General features: G+C 41.1%; 16 protein-coding genes and 1 tRNA gene. 4 read left to right on the forward strand and 13 right to left on the reverse strand.

The features are described 5' to 3' along the window. Positions 1 to 29: 29 nt before the first annotated feature. The 3 genes from ACX17N_RS01905 to alc all read right to left on the reverse strand — a co-directional run bounded on the left by ACX17N_RS01905 (position 30) and on the right by alc (position 2,567). Positions 30 to 803: a hypothetical protein gene (locus ACX17N_RS01905; RefSeq protein WP_458890889.1), complete on the reverse strand. Its 774-nt coding sequence runs from the start codon at positions 801 to 803 to the stop codon at positions 30 to 32. 151 nt (positions 804 to 954) lie between these two features. Continuing rightward, the gene (locus ACX17N_RS01910; RefSeq protein WP_458890890.1) at positions 955 to 1,491 is read right to left on the reverse strand and encodes an ureidoglycolate lyase; all 537 of its coding nucleotides are present in this window, start codon (positions 1,489 to 1,491) and stop codon (positions 955 to 957) included. Between the two features lie 68 nt (positions 1,492 to 1,559). Continuing rightward, positions 1,560 to 2,567, reverse strand: a complete 1,008-nt coding sequence (gene alc / locus ACX17N_RS01915; protein WP_458890891.1) for an allantoicase — start codon at positions 2,565 to 2,567, stop codon at positions 1,560 to 1,562. A gap of 162 nt (positions 2,568 to 2,729) precedes the next feature. Between alc and ACX17N_RS01920 the strand changes: the two genes are divergently transcribed. Then, entirely contained in the window at positions 2,730 to 3,446 is a 717-nt protein-coding gene (locus ACX17N_RS01920; protein ID WP_458890892.1) for a FadR/GntR family transcriptional regulator, read from the forward strand. Between the two features lie 433 nt (positions 3,447 to 3,879). Further along, complete coding sequence (gene hpxO, locus ACX17N_RS01925; RefSeq protein ID WP_458890893.1) at positions 3,880 to 5,037, forward strand: FAD-dependent urate hydroxylase HpxO; 1,158 nt, start codon at positions 3,880 to 3,882, stop codon at positions 5,035 to 5,037. A 106-nt stretch (positions 5,038 to 5,143) separates the two neighbouring features. Here the strand turns inward: hpxO and ACX17N_RS01930 are convergent, their stop codons facing one another. The 8 genes from ACX17N_RS01930 to greB form a co-directional block, all read right to left on the reverse strand. After that, positions 5,144 to 6,439: a hypothetical protein gene (locus ACX17N_RS01930; RefSeq protein WP_458890894.1), complete on the reverse strand. Its 1,296-nt coding sequence runs from the start codon at positions 6,437 to 6,439 to the stop codon at positions 5,144 to 5,146. Positions 6,440 to 6,620: 181 nt separating this feature from the next. After that, positions 6,621 to 8,000, reverse strand: a complete 1,380-nt coding sequence (locus tag ACX17N_RS01935; RefSeq protein WP_458890895.1) for a nucleobase:cation symporter-2 family protein — start codon at positions 7,998 to 8,000, stop codon at positions 6,621 to 6,623. 48 nt (positions 8,001 to 8,048) lie between these two features. Then, entirely contained in the window at positions 8,049 to 8,384 is a 336-nt protein-coding gene (gene uraH / locus ACX17N_RS01940; protein WP_458890896.1) for a hydroxyisourate hydrolase, read from the reverse strand. Next, positions 8,385 to 8,885, reverse strand: coding sequence for a 2-oxo-4-hydroxy-4-carboxy-5-ureidoimidazoline decarboxylase (gene uraD / locus ACX17N_RS01945; protein WP_458890897.1), 501 nt, complete (start codon positions 8,883 to 8,885; stop codon positions 8,385 to 8,387). It abuts the gene before it with no gap. Positions 8,886 to 9,096: 211 nt separating this feature from the next. Beyond that, complete coding sequence (locus ACX17N_RS01950) at positions 9,097 to 9,759, reverse strand: helix-turn-helix transcriptional regulator (protein WP_458890898.1); 663 nt, start codon at positions 9,757 to 9,759, stop codon at positions 9,097 to 9,099. A 197-nt stretch (positions 9,760 to 9,956) separates the two neighbouring features. After that, the gene (locus tag ACX17N_RS01955) at positions 9,957 to 11,363 is read right to left on the reverse strand and encodes an aldehyde dehydrogenase family protein (RefSeq protein WP_458890899.1); all 1,407 of its coding nucleotides are present in this window, start codon (positions 11,361 to 11,363) and stop codon (positions 9,957 to 9,959) included. A 372-nt stretch (positions 11,364 to 11,735) separates the two neighbouring features. After that, positions 11,736 to 11,825 (reverse strand) — tRNA-Ser (locus ACX17N_RS01960). A gap of 104 nt (positions 11,826 to 11,929) precedes the next feature. Then, entirely contained in the window at positions 11,930 to 12,409 is a 480-nt protein-coding gene (gene greB, locus ACX17N_RS01965) for a transcription elongation factor GreB (protein ID WP_458890900.1), read from the reverse strand. A 365-nt stretch (positions 12,410 to 12,774) separates the two neighbouring features. On the opposite strand from greB, the gene ACX17N_RS01970 reads away from it, so the two are divergent. Further along, positions 12,775 to 13,887, forward strand: a complete 1,113-nt coding sequence (locus ACX17N_RS01970; RefSeq protein WP_458890901.1) for a transglycosylase SLT domain-containing protein — start codon at positions 12,775 to 12,777, stop codon at positions 13,885 to 13,887. Positions 13,888 to 13,950: 63 nt separating this feature from the next. On the opposite strand, the gene ACX17N_RS01975 is transcribed toward ACX17N_RS01970, so the two are convergent. Together ACX17N_RS01975 and ttcA are read right to left on the reverse strand one after the other, a co-directional pair. Beyond that, positions 13,951 to 14,334, reverse strand: coding sequence for an SCP2 sterol-binding domain-containing protein (locus ACX17N_RS01975; protein ID WP_458890902.1), 384 nt, complete (start codon positions 14,332 to 14,334; stop codon positions 13,951 to 13,953). A gap of 216 nt (positions 14,335 to 14,550) precedes the next feature. Then, entirely contained in the window at positions 14,551 to 15,471 is a 921-nt protein-coding gene (gene ttcA / locus ACX17N_RS01980) for a tRNA 2-thiocytidine(32) synthetase TtcA (RefSeq protein ID WP_458891120.1), read from the reverse strand. 554 nt (positions 15,472 to 16,025) lie between these two features. Here ttcA and ACX17N_RS01985 point away from each other — a divergent pair. After that, positions 16,026 to 16,838 (forward strand): lytic transglycosylase domain-containing protein, encoded by an 813-nt coding sequence (locus tag ACX17N_RS01985; RefSeq protein ID WP_458891121.1) that lies wholly within the window; start codon positions 16,026 to 16,028, stop codon positions 16,836 to 16,838. The last annotated feature ends 80 nt before the right edge of the window (positions 16,839 to 16,918 follow it).

The raw sequence follows: 16,918 nt of genomic DNA on the forward strand, positions 1-16,918 counted from the left end.
TTTAACAATAATCGATTTATTTTTCTCGCTTATGATCTTTTCCGTGATCTCTTCTTGGTTCTTTTAGGTACCACTTTTTGGGGAAGAATAATTTTTCCAGTACCTAATCCCCGAAAAAAATAGTTAAAAAGATAAACGAATAAAAAACCGAAATAGAAAAATGGAAATATAGTCAAGATACTAAAAGTACTTTCCCATAAAAGCACACCAATCCGATAATTATAACCTAACTGAATAAGTGCACCTCTACGGCTACCATCCTGAAAGGAGATATTATCCAAAAGAAAATGGGTCATTCCGATTATAAAACATAATAAAAATATACCCGAAACAATTGTTTTTTTAATTAATGGTTTCTCCAGCCACGGGTGTTTCTTCGATGCATCAAACTCAGCTTGAAAGAATTTACTATAAATTACTTCCTGAAATTGCTTTTTTATCCCGACATTTTTAATAAATAAAAAGCATAGATAAACACTTAACACTAGCATCACAATAGTGATATAAATACTGGAAAGAATAGTAAAAAATGGCAATGGATCTTTGGTTCCTACCGAGATCAGCATTTGCTCTGTGATATAAAGATAAATCTCATACTGCCATAGATTTTGTGGAAAGGCAGGAAATAAAAGTAACGGTGGAACAAATAGAATTAATAAAAATACGAGTAGAATTTTATTCTGCTTCTTGTGCTTTGCTCGTTGTTGTTCAAGAGCTAAGCGTCTTTGCTTTAATTTTTCTTGCTTTTTTTGCTTTGTATGCTGTTCAAGCAATTCTCTTGCGACATAACGATTTGTTGACATATAGAAAATCAATATTTATGATTTATATAAAAATCTTAATTAGAAAATAATAAAGATACGCGAATATTCATACGAATGAGAATTCTAAATTAAAATGAACTAGCTTCCAATATTTTAAAGTACATATCTTCTTTCAATAGCCTTTATACTGTCAAAGAACAACCTCCTCTGGCTGTGTAGAAGATTCAATAATATCTATCGGCCGAGACAAATCATGAATATCACAGTTGGGTTCCGAACCGATTCGATCCACCACCAAGAAATCACTCTCCGCTTCAAGCGTGATTAAAGGATGATGCCAAACGCCTTGATGATAGGTAATACCTTGCTGACCATTGCTTAAAAATGCGGAAATTTTGGCTTCATCCGGTTCAGCCTCATTCAAAGGCAATGCCACCACAATAATAAATTTTTGCTGGGCAAGTGGAATAAAAGATTGCGAACCGAGTGGATGCCGCTCCAACATATGAATGTTGAATGGTAAAACTGTAGCCTGAAGATTATGAAAAATACTTAAACCGACTGCCCCATTTTCGCCCCCCAATTGGGTCAAAGACAGTGCATGATAGCGCTGGGTCAAACCTTGATTAATCGGAAAACTCTCACGTTGTTCCGTTTCAATCACATCACCAAAAGCAGCAAAATTTTCCCGAGTTAAGGGACGAATAATAATTTGATTTTCACGCATCTCGACTTCTTCATTTTTGATTAGGGTGGGTCAACCGCTCGCTTCAGCTGCTGACCACGTAGCATTTATCAACCTGAGATTTTCCCCCATAAGCGAATCCGACTCATACCTCCATCTGGAATCATATTGACCCGGATATAATTGATTTTTTGATGCGGCAAAATCTCAGAGGCATAAGAATGTTGGTTATCCATACTTAGAGGTTGTTGGTCCAGTAAGAAATTCCAGAACATGCTTTGCGGAATCAGTTGTGCGTCAGTAGCATTTTCTACATAAGCCGCCTGAATAGAGCAAAATGCTGGGAAATTCCCTTTAAAAAATGCGGTATTGACTTCGATTTTTTCGACCTGTCCTGCCTGTGCTAAAGCAATAATGCACCAGTCAAAACCAGGAGCACGACGACGTTTGGTTTCCCAGCCATCACCCATATTGATGCCTTGGTCAGGTTTAATTAGATTATTTGGATGACCAAAATGCGCATCACTAAAGGCCACAATACGCCCGCCATTTTTCAGCCCAATCAAATCCAGTACTTGATCAGGATCAATCTTTTCCAGCACCACCTGACCATAGACACGGAGTCGCGCGATGCCACCATCAGGAAATATATTGATCCGAATATGACTCAGCTTCGGACTAGTTTCACAACTAAAAACATGGTGTTGGTCTGGTGACAGTCCCGAATTTTCTAATAAGGTCATCCATTCGACTTGTTCCAGCTGGTCATCTGGAGCGTAACAGCCTTCAATCGAAGCTGATGCTGGATAATTCCCCGTAAAAAAAGAGGTATCAATATCGAAGCCTGAAATTTTCCCAGCAACCCCTAAACGGACAATACACCAGTCATAACCCGCTTCACGTTTACGTCGGGTTTCCCAGCCATCCATCCATTTACCATGATCATCATATTTGCCCTCAATAAATTGCGCAGGTTCTGCTTGAAGCATGCGCTCGGCACTGGCAAAGAACTCATCGGAGCAAGCCACAATACTGGCCCCTATGCGCGCATCGGCTAAGTTGGTGAGACCATTGAGTTGTTCTGGTAAATTTACAGGTTTGGCAATATGCACTGTCATTGATCATTCCTCATATCTTTTCGATGATCATTATGCAAAAACCAGTCCAACTGGTCTGACCTGTTGTAAAAATTGTGTCGATGCGACGCGATTAGTTCATTTCATCTCGGCTTTTTTGTGTAGAATCAAGGTGTTCAATTTGATTAGGATGCAGTGCCGATTATGAAGCCACAAGCAATGTCCAGTGGAAAGTCCTCTCAGGTCACTGAGCAAGCCGTCGAAGTGATTCATCAGCGCATTCAGCAAGGCCTGTATGCCATCGGTTCGGTTTTACCCTCGCAGCGTGACCTAGCCCTTCAACTAGGAATCAGTCGTGCCTCTTTACGTGAGGCGGTCACTCGGCTAGCAGCTTTAGGTTTACTCGAAATTAAAGCTGGAAAAGGCGTGTATGTCATTTCCCAACACAGTCGAGCCTCCGAGCAATGGGAAGGTGAACACCGGGTCTCGTTAAAAGACTTTTATCAATTGCGCTATGTTTTAGAAAGTTTTTCTGCCCTATTGGCATGTGAATATTTAACTGCGGACGACAAAACGCTATTGCAACAGTATCATGAACAGCTCACTCAAGCCATTCAACAGCAAGATTGGCCTGCGGCCTCTGAATCTGATTATGCCTTTCATCAGCACATCATTGATTTAAGCCATAATCAATCAATTATTCAAACACTTAAACTTCATACCGAATGGACCAAAAAGAGCCAGATTTTACCCTTTTTACAACCTAATTTGGCCTATAAAACCATTCAGGAACATGAACAGATTTTAAATGCCCTATTTGCCCAAGATGCTCTGGCAGCTGAAAAAGCCATGCAAAACCATATTATTGGGGCAGCACAGCGTGCGGGCGTTTATTTTTCAAGACATCAGACCCTCATTTAAAGCAATGGGATCGTCACTGCCCATCCTTGCATCTTCTAAACAAAATGTCGATAGCCGATACGCACCCGAATAAATCTATCCGTCTTGTCCTGCTTGATTTGTCGTGTTCCTTACAAGGCTGTTCTTCAGATCCTCAAGACTGGCCTTGAAGCTTAAATCGGCACTCACAACCGACTATTTTTTTCCTGACTCGATATAGAAATTTTATCAATCCCTGCATGCTCTCCCTCACATTTGCACAAGCGGCGAGTCCTGCTGCACTGTTATTTAGCAAGCCATAACACCATTCGGTGCACCCTGTTATTTTATGCATGCTAATGAGGCACAACACTGGTCATACCAGTAAAACCAGTAACCAATACTTGGCACACTTCTCGCTTAATCCTCCTTATTGATTTTTATTTTTTCATTCAAATTCTATAAGGTTGAGACGATGAACATTGCAATTGTAGGTGCAGGTATGGGCGGGCTAACTGCGGGTATTGCATTAAAAAAATTTGGTCATCAAGTGACTATTTATGAGCAAGCCACCGAGATTTTACCTGTCGGTGCAGCCATTTCATTGTGGTCAAATGGCGTTAAATGTCTGAACTATTTGGGCTTAACCGACGAAATTCAGGCTTTAGGTGGTGAAATGGAATCGCTGGCCTATGTCGACGGTTTAAATCAACAGACCATGACCCAATTTAGCTTGTCCCCGCTGTATAAAGAAGTGGGACAAAAAGCCTACCCAGTGTCTCGTGCCGATTTACAACACTTATTAATGCAAAAATTCGGAACTGAGCAGATCCACCTTGGTAAAAAAATGATCCGCATTGAAGATCAGCAGTCCAATGTTACGATTCATTTTGAAGATGGTTGTTCTGTACAAGCCGATTTACTGATTGGCGCAGATGGCACACATTCTCTAAGTCGCCAATATGTATTGGGACATTCCGTAGAACGTCGCTATGCCGGCTATGTAAACTGGAATGGACTGGTCGAAATTAATGCAGAACTTGCCCCAGCACAACAGTGGACCACCTTTATTGGCGAAGGAAAGCGGGTCTCCCTCATGCCAGTAGCCAATAACCGCTTTTACTTTTTCTTTGATGTTCCTTTAGATGCGGGTTTACCCAACCTCCGTGATCAGTATAAAACCTTGTTAAAACAATATTTTAATGGATGGTGTGCACCAGTACAGCAGCTCATTGATGCCATCGATGAACAAAAAACCAATCGTGTCGAGATTCATGATATTGAGCCATTCATGGACTTTTATAAAGGTCATGTGGTGTTACTGGGGGATGCGGCGCATAGCACCACGCCAGATATTGGGCAAGGGGGCTGTCAAGCCATGGAAGATGCCATTTATTTGGCACGTGCCTTACAAATCAATACCTTTGGTTTAGACGATGCTTTGACACGTTATCAAAATAAGCGCAATCAACGTACCCGTGAAATGGTACTCCGCGCACGTAAACGCTGCGATGTCACCCATATGAAAGATCGCCAGTTGACCGAAGAATGGTATCAATCGCTGTATCAAGAACAAGGGAGCCATATTATGCAAGGCATCCTCAGTAATATTGTCGGCAATCCGCTAGACTAAACATTTACGCAAACTTAAGCCCCAATTTCGGGGCTTTTTTGTATTTATAGCTCAGTAAAAAAAACAGCATTCTTGCTCTCACAAAAATGCTGTTTCAGTGCTTATGTTAAAATTTATAGGAAATGGCAAAACGGTTTTGTAAGAAGTCCTTGTTATAACGCGGTGAAGTTTGAATCCCGGCAAAGTTACTGACACTCAAACCTTTCAGTGCCCCAGTAAAATTATAGATTGCAAACAACATATATTCTGACTGATTACGACTCTCTACATTTTCGGCTTCTTTCAAATCCATGAATGAATAGCGTACTCCACCAATCAGTTGATCTGTTAACAGACCATCGAGGGACACCATCAGCGCATTGCCAGCACCTAAATCTTGAGTACTGGTGAAAAATGGTTGGGCAAAAATTTCACCTGATGAAGTTTTCGTGGCATATGGTGTCAATAATGCACCATTCAAATAACTCTCATGCTCTGGTTTAATATAGTCATAAGCGAGTTTTAACGTGGCTTTGGGTACGACCTTGAATGCGGCTTGTACCCCAAAAATATTACTGTTCACATCCCCTGCCAACGCCTTGCCTTGCTCTCGTCCATAGATATACTGCATAGAAAATTCAGGTGAAGTTTTCCATAGAGGGAAGCTCAAATCAGCCTGGGTATAAATCAAATCGGTATAGTCATCATAACTTTGATACCACAATTGTGCTTTTACTTGTTTTTTCTGATCTAAATTTAAAGCTTTACCTAAACCAATCGACCAGACACCATCAGTTTCCAGATTGGCATTTTGACGTGAAGTTTCAGTAAACTCATCATCGCCATAACTCTTGAATTTATTCACTTTGGTAAAACGTAAATAATCTTTATTGTTACCAATCTGTACATCAGCAGCTTGGTAAAGATTCAGCAAGACACGTCGATCAGCATAATCTCCCATAAACGGTAAATTTAAACGCTGATTACCGATGGTGACTCGTGCCCTATCATTTTTCCAAGTCACATAGGCTTCCGCTAAACCATCCCGGTCTTCTTTTAATTCTGAGACTTCAGGATGCTGGTTTTTCTCATCTAAGCGGCGTTGCAGGTCATAGCCAACCGCAGCCTGTACTCCATAAAATGGCGCGGTTTCATATTTAACATAGCCCCCAACCGATACCGTATCCTGATTTAAACCTTCGACAAAATAGGCATTATGAGTTGAATAATAGAGCGATTTGACTGCCCCATGCAGCGTACCACAGCCCAACATTTCGGACAGTGTCGCTACAGAATTGTTGTTGATTTGACACCCTTGTTGCAAATTCAACATCCCATTCAAACTGCTATCGGCGGCCCAGCCCGACATCGTTGCCAGCATGCTCAGCATCAACACGGCTGATTTCATTTTAAAGTTTTGCATTACGACCCCTAATTAACATTTTAAAAATAAATTACAGATAAACAGATACTTAAATATTTTTTATTGATCCATTCGGCTTTTTCAAAGTCAAAACTCTCCTCGACTTATGCCCCATGGATAAGCCTCTTTAAAAGCGTAATTGGCTAAAAAAAGGTGAACAAAGCGCGGTGCTCAGCCTGCATCAAGATGAATGCTCGCTGTTAGCTGCGATTGGTGGCAGAGCAACTGCCGATTTACTCCACGGTAAATGGTTAAATACAAGATTGAGTAAGATCGCAGCAATACAGGTTGAACTAATGCCAGAATGCAGCAAGGTTTTTACCCATGTTGGAAATTGCGCATAAAATTCATGATTGACAATTGGAATCAAGCCGATAGCCAATGAAGTGGCCACAATAATTAAATTTTTGTTATCGCTAAAATCGACTTTGGCTAAAGTGCGAATTCCACTGGCCGCTACCGTACCAAATAACACAATCCCAGCGCCACCCAAAACAGGCATCGGAATAGATGCAATTAAGCGTCCCACAATCGGTAACAGCCCCAATAAAATTAAAATCACACCGGCAGTCGCCACCACAAAGCGACTTTTTACCCCTGTAATTGCAACTAAACCCACGTTCTGTGCAAAGGCACTCTGAGAAAATGAACCAAATAACGGAGAAATAGCACTAGAAAGCATATCCGCACGCAAACCGTCGCCAATGCGTTTCGCATCCACAGGTGTACCGACCACTTCACCAATCGCAATCACATCTGCCGTCGTTTCCGTCATAATCACCAAAGTAACGATCAACATAGAAAAAATGGCTGTAAATTCAAATACGGGCAAACCAAAATGAAATACATTGGGAAAGGCGATAATTGCTCCAGCCCCCACCTTGCTAAAATCGGTAAATCCCAAGCCCCAAGCCAGTAAAGTACCCAGCACAATCGCGACTAAAATTGCCAGACGACGTAGAATCACACTGTTTAACATGCTAAAAATCAGGACGATGAGCAAAGTCATGGCGGCGAGAGCAATATTGGCAGGATCCCCCCAGTTCTCAGCTTTAGGATTGCCTCCCATCATCCATCGAATTGCGACAGGTGTCAGCGATATCCCAATCATCATAATCACACAGCCTGTGACAACCGGTGGGAAAAAGCGAATGATTTTCGAGAAAAAAGGTGTAAGCAGCAAACCAATCAAGGATGCCGCAATCACTGCGCCATAGACCGTAGGCAATCCCCCTCCTGTACTTAAGATGGCCAAAATGGTGGCCACACCTGCAAAAGAAACGCCCTGAACAATCGGTAATTTTGCGCCAAAATGCTTCATGCCTAGAGTTTGCAAAACTGTCGCCAATCCCCCGACAAATAAGGCGGCTGCAATCAATAAGCCAATTTCAGCAGCACTCAGCCCTGCGGCCGCACCAATAATTAACGGAGGCGCAATAATCCCGCCATACATGGTCAAGACATGCTGTAAACCATAGATCAGATTTTTATGGAGGCCTAAATATTCATGCTCAGGGGCAACCTGCTGCCGAAGTGCCTGATTTGCATGTTCTTGCTGCATAACGAATTCCTCTAAAATTGCCAAATTATTATTTGGGGTTAAATACGATTAACTGCCGCGATAGGTTGAGTAAGAAAATGGGCTAATCAGCAGAGGAACATGGTAATGCTGCGCTGTATTCGCCACTTTAAAGTCGATAGTTACTCGCGGGTAAAAGCTTTCGACCTGCTGCTGCTCAAAGTAAGCAGCCACTTCAAACACCAATTGATAATTGCCCTGCTCAAACTGATCCAAGGCAAAAGCTTGGATTCGACCATCCTGATCAGTGTGTTGTGTATCTAGCAGCACATAGCTATCGTCCAACTGTTTCTGTAATTTGACGACGACAGCAATTGCAGGCTGTCCAATAGAAGCATTTAAAATATGGGTACTAATTCCAGCCATTTATTGAATTTCCTGTTTTAAACGTAACAATGCGATTTCTGCCAACTGCTGTTGAACTTCTTGCTGTTCCTGTTCCACGCTATTGCTTAAACGACGATGTAATTCAGATAGCATTTCTTGCCCTGAACGCCCTGCGGCACGAATCAAAAAGATGTGTCCAAACTTGTGCTCATAATCCAGATTGCCCTGATACAGTGCTTGTTGTAATTCAGCATCTGTTCCTAATTGCGCCTGCTCCGTTTGGGAATAACTTTGCTCTTTTTCAGATAAGGCCACCGCCGCTTTACGCTCACCAATTCGTGGATGTTGTGCCAGTGCTTCAGCAATTTCAGGCCACTGCCATGTTTGGGCTTGTGCCGCAGCATATTGATAGAGTTGATCTTTTAGACTGAATGGTCTCTGTTGAACCAGAGACTCGACCCAAGTAGCAATATGTACGCAAGGCTGTAGCACGGCTTTGGCCTGTACAGGGCTTAATTGGTTAAACTCAGCTAGATTCATGTATGCTCCATTTCAATTCATTGTCAGACTGGTCTGACCAGATGTCATAAAATAAGCAATGAATATGCCAAATGATGGAAAAATGCGAGGACACTACAAAACGAATGCGGACAACAGAACACCGAGGCTATTGCTAGCCGCATCAAATACAGCCTATTTTTTTAATCTTATGCTCAAGTCATTTAGAAATCAGGGAGGATGATCAATTGAATTAACGCAAGAATTTACAGACTAATTCTTGACGACTACTGACATTCACTTTTTGATAAATATGTTGCACATGGGTTTTAATGGTGGACAAACTACAGTTTAATTTTTTTGAGATTTGGCTCGCTTCTAAATTAGTAAATAATTCCTCTAACACCACCATTTCTTTTTTTGTTAAATGGTATTCATCCATCATTTTATCTCTATTCAGCACATCCACATGATGGTGAAAATGATCAATGGAGAGACGGTGAAAGGCTTCAAAAATCTTCTTTTCCTGTTCACTAAATTTAGCTTTGCCATGTTCGCGAAAAATACTGAATCCCAATACTGGCTGACCATTATGCTTCCGAAAGAAAAACTCGGCCGTATCATACACCTGCCATCTATTCATAAAATAACGATAATTTTCATTGGGTTGATAGTGATCTAAAATCGCCACATTCTCTTGCCCATCATAAAAATGTCGAAAGCTCACAGGATCGTGTTCGATATGCAGATTCAAATACTCATCAATCGAACACTTTGGGATACCGACAACTTCAAAGCCATAGGCATGTTGGATATTGTCAATTTTATAGGTCAGAAATCCGTCCAAATCTGAGACGTGTTTAATCTGGTCGATAAAATTATGACTAAATTGCTGAATAAAATTTTGATTTAACATAAATTTTCACCATCCTTTGGAAAATTTAATCATGCGGCTTGATCAATCCGCTTGGCTTCCTGCCAAGCATTTCCTTAAGCATCTTCATTTTTATCTAAAATGAGCAAATACCTAGCTCAGTTTTAATACCCTCAGTGCGAGCATATTAAAACTGATGCCTGTATCTATGCCTAAGGATGATTGATCAATTCAATCAGTTATTGGCTAATATGAACAGCTTGTTTATGCGTGAACAATAACAAACCACTTAATCCAAATGAGTAACCCAAACCAGACATTTTCCAGCCCCCAAACTCAGCTGCTGGCGAGACATCCGAATGGCTGTTAATCCAAACCGTTCCGGTTTCCAGTTTGCTGGCAATGTCTTGTGCGCGCTCTAAATCTTTGCTCCAAACTGAACCACCCAAACCAAACTCGCTATTATTGGCACGTTCAATCACACTGTCTACATCACTGAACTTAATAATTGGCAGGACTGGACCAAACTGTTCTTCATCCACCAATGCTATACCTTCTTGAACATTGGTCACTAAAGTTGGCGGAATAAAATACCCTTGCTCACTCACAGGCTTATGTTCCGTAATAATCTGTCCACCCTTTGCCACAGCGTCTTCTATCAAAGCCTTGACTTTATTATATTGCGGACGGTTTTGGATAGGACCAAAAGTCGTGCTTTGTTCTAAGCCATTGCCAACCACTTGCGCATTGGCAATTTGCGCGAGTTTTTGTGTGAGCGCATCATAAACATTCTCATGCACATACAACCGTTTTAATGCGGCACAGGTTTGTCCCATATTTAAGAATGCAGAGCCAAAGATTTTCTCAGCCGCGACATCCACATCCACATCATCCAGAACAATCCCGACATCATTGCCACCAAGTTCCAGCACCACACTTTTTAAAGTATTCACGGAGTGTTTAAGAATACTTTGTCCTGTACGGGTTGAGCCTGTAAAGGTGACTTTATCAACATCAGGATGTTCACTGAGTGCCTGTCCAACATCCCCTTTACCCAGCACGATATTACACACACCTTTCGGTAAATGGCGGTTGATAATTTCCACCAGTTTAATGGTACTGAGTGGGGTAAATTCTGAAGGTTTGTTGACCACCGTATTCTTGGTTTTTAACGCTGGGAAGAAATGCCAAATTGCAATCATAAACGGCCAGTTCCAAGGTGTAATCGAGGCAACAACACCCAAGGGGCGGTTATAGACTTTAATGGTTTTACCACTTGGATCAGGAATGGTCTCTACAGGCACTTCCAGACTCATAATATATTCAATCCAGCTTGCCCCCGCTTCGACTTCAAACTGCGCCAACGCTAAAGGCTTACCTTGTTCCGTGGTAATCAATTCGGCAATTTGGTCTTTTTCAGCACGAATATCTTGGGCAATTTTGGCAAAACTTTCATTGATGCTGTGATCAGACACATACTGCCATGTTTTAAAAGCCGCGCGTGCCGCCTGAACAGCTTGATCGACCTGCTCAACAGTCGCACTGTTCATTTCCACGATGGTTTGCTCTGTGGCCGGGTTCAGCACTGCAAATGCTTCGCCTTGACCCACAACCGTTTCACCATTCAACAACATATTACTATTCATTTAACTCATATCCATATTGACATTCTTTTACACGAAGTTTATCGCTGATTATTATTCATAAACTCATCCTTTCGGATGATTTTATCGCAACTCAGGATAAAACAATACACTTTTATTATAGTTTTTAAAATTAGGTATCAGTATTATTAAATGTAATTTTACATTAAATTATCAATAAATATCCAGCGAAAATTGTTGCAATATATGCTGTTTTAAAAGTTTCTTGCACTCAATACGCTCTATGCCAACAGCAGCAAAATGTATTGTCCAGATTAAGTATTTCTCCTGTAAGGCATTGATCCAGATTGTGTTGTGGGAAAAATTACAGATGAAAAAAAAGCCCTTGTTTTCACAAGGGCTTTTTTAAGTATTTGGCGGAAGCGGTGAGATTCGAACTCACGGAGGACTCACACCCTCGTCGGTTTTCAAGACCGGTGCATTAAACCGCTCTGCCACGCTTCCAATGGCGGCTATCATATAAATAAATTTCTAACTTGGCAAATACTTTTGCGCATTTTCTTGTTTAACTGAACAAAATAAAATCAAAAACTGTAATTTTTTAGCCCTTAGGGCTTTTCATAGCGAATTGTATTGATATACCACAACTTTTTCCCAGATGGCGTCATCACTTCCACCTCATCATCCACTTGTTTGGAAAGCAAGGCACACGCCATCGGGGAATCAATTGAAATATGCTGCGGATGATGATCATAAATTTCATCGACTCCGACTATGCGTAACTGTTTTTGTTCACCTTGCTCATTTTCAATTTCGACCCACGCGCCAAAATAAACCTTGCCTTCTTGCTCTGGCGAAAAATCAACAATGCGTAATTCTTCGAGCCGTTTTCCAAGATAGCGAACCCGACGATCAATCTTCCTTAACAGCTGTTTGTTGTACTGGTAATCTGCGTTTTCACTACGGTCGCCGAGACTCGCGGCCCAGTTCACTTTTTTGGTAATTTCAGGTCGTTCCTCACGCCAAAGCTGCTGTAATTCAGCCACCAATTTGTCATGTCCAGCACGTGTAATTAAGTTCGATTTCATCTTGCCTTGGGTCTATTTAGAGTACGAAACAGATACATTTTTAAGCTATTTTATGCGCATTTTCACCACAACAAAAGTGTATAAAATTATTTTTTTAATAAAATTAGCAAGTTATGTTACATTTTTTAAATATTTTCTGTACTAAATTTGACAATCCGAATTTCCGACTTTATTATTCGTTCATCTTAAGTTTCGAATACTTTTTAACCTATGTAGTTTTTTTCTACATAATTCCTGTTTATCTCATGTCATTCTGAATGACGTCATGACTGCCCACCCCTTATTGAATTTATCAAACTTGAAAAAGTTTAAGGCCTCGTTTGCTTTGGCTTTTTAGGGCATAAATTACTTGTAGCGGAGACAACATGCACAGTAGTTCATCTTCTGGGTCGAGGCTTAGCCTTAACTCATTAACTTTCTCTTTCCCTTTAAAAGCCTTAGCACTCACCACCGCCTTGATTCCGTTCCATAGCATCAATGCGAGTAAGGCTTACCAATATGATGCTGTTGTGAATAACAATAAGCTCACCGTGGTTGGTGTAGAAAATCCATCGACTGTTTTTAAAGATGGACAGTATTTACATGGCTTTGGTTATGACCTTGCCCGTAACTATGCTGACAGTATGAATGTTGAACTGGTCTTTACCACAGTACCTGACGATGCCAGCGCATTGAAATTGGTCGATCAAGGTAAGGTCAATTTTGCAATTACCACTTCAACCATTCAAAACATTGAAAGTAAAAAACTCACCTCATTCTCGGCTACGTGTGGTGACTTATATAGCTTGCAAAAAAATGGTTTAAATACGCAACTGAATTGGGTATTTAAACATGCGGACGACCCGCTGACGCAAACCGCAAGTGGTTATGTTTGCCAAGGCAAACAGACTGGTGCCATCAGTCAGTTGGCATCCTTTTATAATCGTAATGTCGTAAATGCCGAGTCATGGGATTCGATCCAGCGTGACCTCAGCAAACGTATGCCGATTTATAAAGCCAGCTTCCAGCGTACGGCTGAGAAATACGATTTGGATTGGCATTTCTTAGCGGCTATTGGCTATCAAGAATCTTACTTAAAGCCTGACTCGATTTCTCCTACTGGAGTCCGTGGCATTATGATGCTGACCAACAGCACCGCAAAGGCCATGGGAGTATCGAATCGCACCGATCCTGCACAAAGCATTCAGGGTGGTGCCAAGTACTACGACCGAATGTTGAGTCGATTTGAAGATGTACCTTATCCTGACCGTAACTGGTATGCCTTAGTGGCCTATAACATGGGACCAGGTGCCGTAAATCAGATTCAAAAGCAGATTAGTGCTCAAGGTAAAGATCCAAATAACTGGGTCAACCTCTATAGTTATTTAGATGAAAAGAAAGCGCAAAATGGTCGCTATCGCCAAGCAGTACAATATGTCACGCGTATTCGTGCCTACTTGGAATACATCAAAAATACGCCGCAATTGGTGAACATCTAAATCATCATGATTGCAAGGCATAAAAAAAGCTTACCGTCAGGTAAGCTTTTTTTTTCGAAAAACTTAAGCAGTGTGCTCAAGGACTTTCTTAAATAGATCTTTTTGCTCTTGGCTTGGCTTGGCAGTTTGTAATGCCATCAATTGAGACATATCACCTTGCACTTTAATTTTGCCTGTCATAAACGCTTGCATTGCCGCAGACATATCAAACTCGAGGAAAACTTTACGTAGCGTTTCAGCATCCATATTTAAAGTGGTTTTAGCATTTGAAGACAAACCTTTTAAGATTTTGCCGCCATCTAACGCCAATTCGGTATTGCCACTGGTATCTGTCACCACTAAGTTAATGGCTAAATTTGCCAACGCTGGTGGCAAATTCAAATCCCCTGCTTGCGCAGTTAAAGTTTCTACAGTTGAAAACCAATCATCAGTTAAAAAGGCAGGCATGATGTTTCCTCAAATTTATTTGTTCATTTTCTGTCGCCTATCCAGACAACATCAGTGCGAAGCTGTTTTGCTTGAAGCCTGTTATAGCACGTAAATGAAATGTTGGGCTAAAGTTTTTTGTACGGACCGTTCAGTTTTTATGCTTTTTATACATGTTTAAAATCAATGAATAACAAAAATAGACACCACTGCTACATACAGCGGTGTCTATAGACTTTACTCTGCGGCAAATCCTAAGTTCACCATATTGATGCGCTTATTGATGCCTTGCTCTTCAGTCGAACAGGTTTCTTTAAAATCAAATTCACGTTGCGAATCGAGCACTTCAAAGTCAAACAATTCACGGTCTGCCAATTGCGATGGCGAAACGTTTTGTAAAGCACCAAAAATGCTGTGTAAGCGCTTCGGATGCTCTTTGTCCCAAGCACGTAACATGTCATTAATGATGGCACGTTGCAGGTTCTCCTGCGAACCACACAAGTTACATGGAATGATTGGGAACTTACGCATTTCTGCATATTTAATAATGTCTTTTTCTTCCACATACGCCAATGGACGAATCAACATGTTCTTTTTATCCGTAGATAAAAGTTTTGGTGGCATGGCTTTTAAGCTACCGCCATGGAACAAGTTCAGGAAGAAGGTTGCCAAGATGTCATCACGGTGATGTCCGAGAGCCACTTTGGTCGCACCAATCTCTTGTGCAAAGCCATATAAAGAGCCACGGCGTAAACGTGAACATACCGCACAATACGTTTTCCCTTCTGGGGTTAAGCGCTTGGTGATGCTATAGGTGTCTTTTTCCAAAATATAATAAGGAATGTTATTTTCTTCTAAATAACGTGGTAATACATCTTCAGGGAAACCCGGTTGTTTCTGATCAAGGTTGACCGCAACCACGTCAAAATTAATCGGTGCAATACGTTTAAACTGCAACAAGATATCCAGCAAGGTATAACTGTCTTTACCACCAGAAATACACACCATGACCTTATCGCCATCTTCGATCATTTTAAAATCACGAATTGCATGACCGACTTGGCGGCGCAACTTCTTCAACAAACGATAATACGCAGAGCTGGTTGGGAGTTCTGGCTTGAAATTAAACCCTTGTTCGGACTCAACTGGCGAGTACATAGACACGATTAACCCATAAATAAAAATACCGCGCAATTTTATCCGATTCGCTAAGCAATCGCATCTAAAGAATGTAAATTCTCATGAATGACAAGCCATGTCATTTTTTCGTCTTGCTCGGAGTGTATATTTGAACGTTGCAGTTCACTTTTTAGCCGAAACGCTTATCTTTTGGACTTTTCCACAGTTGTCCACAAAAGCTGTGGATAACTTTGTGGATTTCAAAACACTTGACAGGTGATGCTGCCCATATTTTAAGGCTTCTATTTAAATTGGTTATTTTTTGATCGATTTTATTTTCAATAAATATCAATGGCTTATCATAGTCAAGCAATCCTGATTAAAAAAAAATTAAATTTTTTTTTGATTATTTCATCTGCAAACTCACTTGATTTTTACAAAGACATGAAAAATAAAATCCCTCAGCGCTTTTTATCTCTCTTTTTTTTGCTAAACTTGTAATGACTGTTTGGGGACAGATAAATTGATAAAAAATGAAAAATAAATGGCAAAACATCAAATCTTACCTCGTGGGCTGTGTATCTATCCTGCTGATGAGTCCTGCATGTCTGGCAGGTCAAACCATTTATCAATTAACCGAGTCTAACGGTACGACTTTATTGACCAATAAGAAAAGTAAATACAGCCATCTTAAAGTGGAAAAGAAAACCTATTACCCTGACAGTAATATCCATAGCTATACCAACTGGGGGAACTCCGAATCATCTGTCCTGCCCAGCTATAGCCGTAACCGCAATGCCTTTGATGGTATGATTCGCCAAGCGGCTCAAACCCATGGGGTTTCAGAAGGTTTAATCAAAGCCGTCATGCATACCGAATCGGGGTTTAATGTCAACGCGCGCTCCCCTGTGGGTGCCCAAGGCTTAATGCAACTGATGCCTGCTACAGCACGGCGCTTTAATGTCGCGAATGCTTATGATCCACAGCAAAATATTATGGGCGGTGCCAAATATTTGAGCTGGCTGCTCAAGCGTTTTAATGGCAACACCTCTTTGGCTCTGGCTGCCTATAATGCTGGTGAAGGTAATGTTGATAAATATGGCGGAATTCCTCCATTTAGAGAGACCCAAGATTATGTAAAACGGGTAACCAGTCGCTATAACAATTTGTATGCAGGTGGTTCCATTGCCTCAAGCTCAGGACAAGTCCTAGCCCAATCCGTCAATTATTCCTCTAGCAATGTGAATAACAACACGCCTCCGCAGGCAGCGCCTATTCCGACGACTCCGGCAAAAAGCAGCAGCCAGCGTCAAATTATTATGGCGGCAGATGGCAGCTATACAGATGCTCCACGTTCTGGTACATATTCGACCGAACATGCTTCTGCCTCAGCGCGAATTTATTAATAGAAATATGTTATTTTTCGCGTCAAATCGCGTTTTTTTCTTGAATTTTGCCATGATTCACCGCATATTGATCTGTATGA

The sequence above is a fragment of the Acinetobacter sp. GXMZU3951 genome (assembly GCF_054457875.1).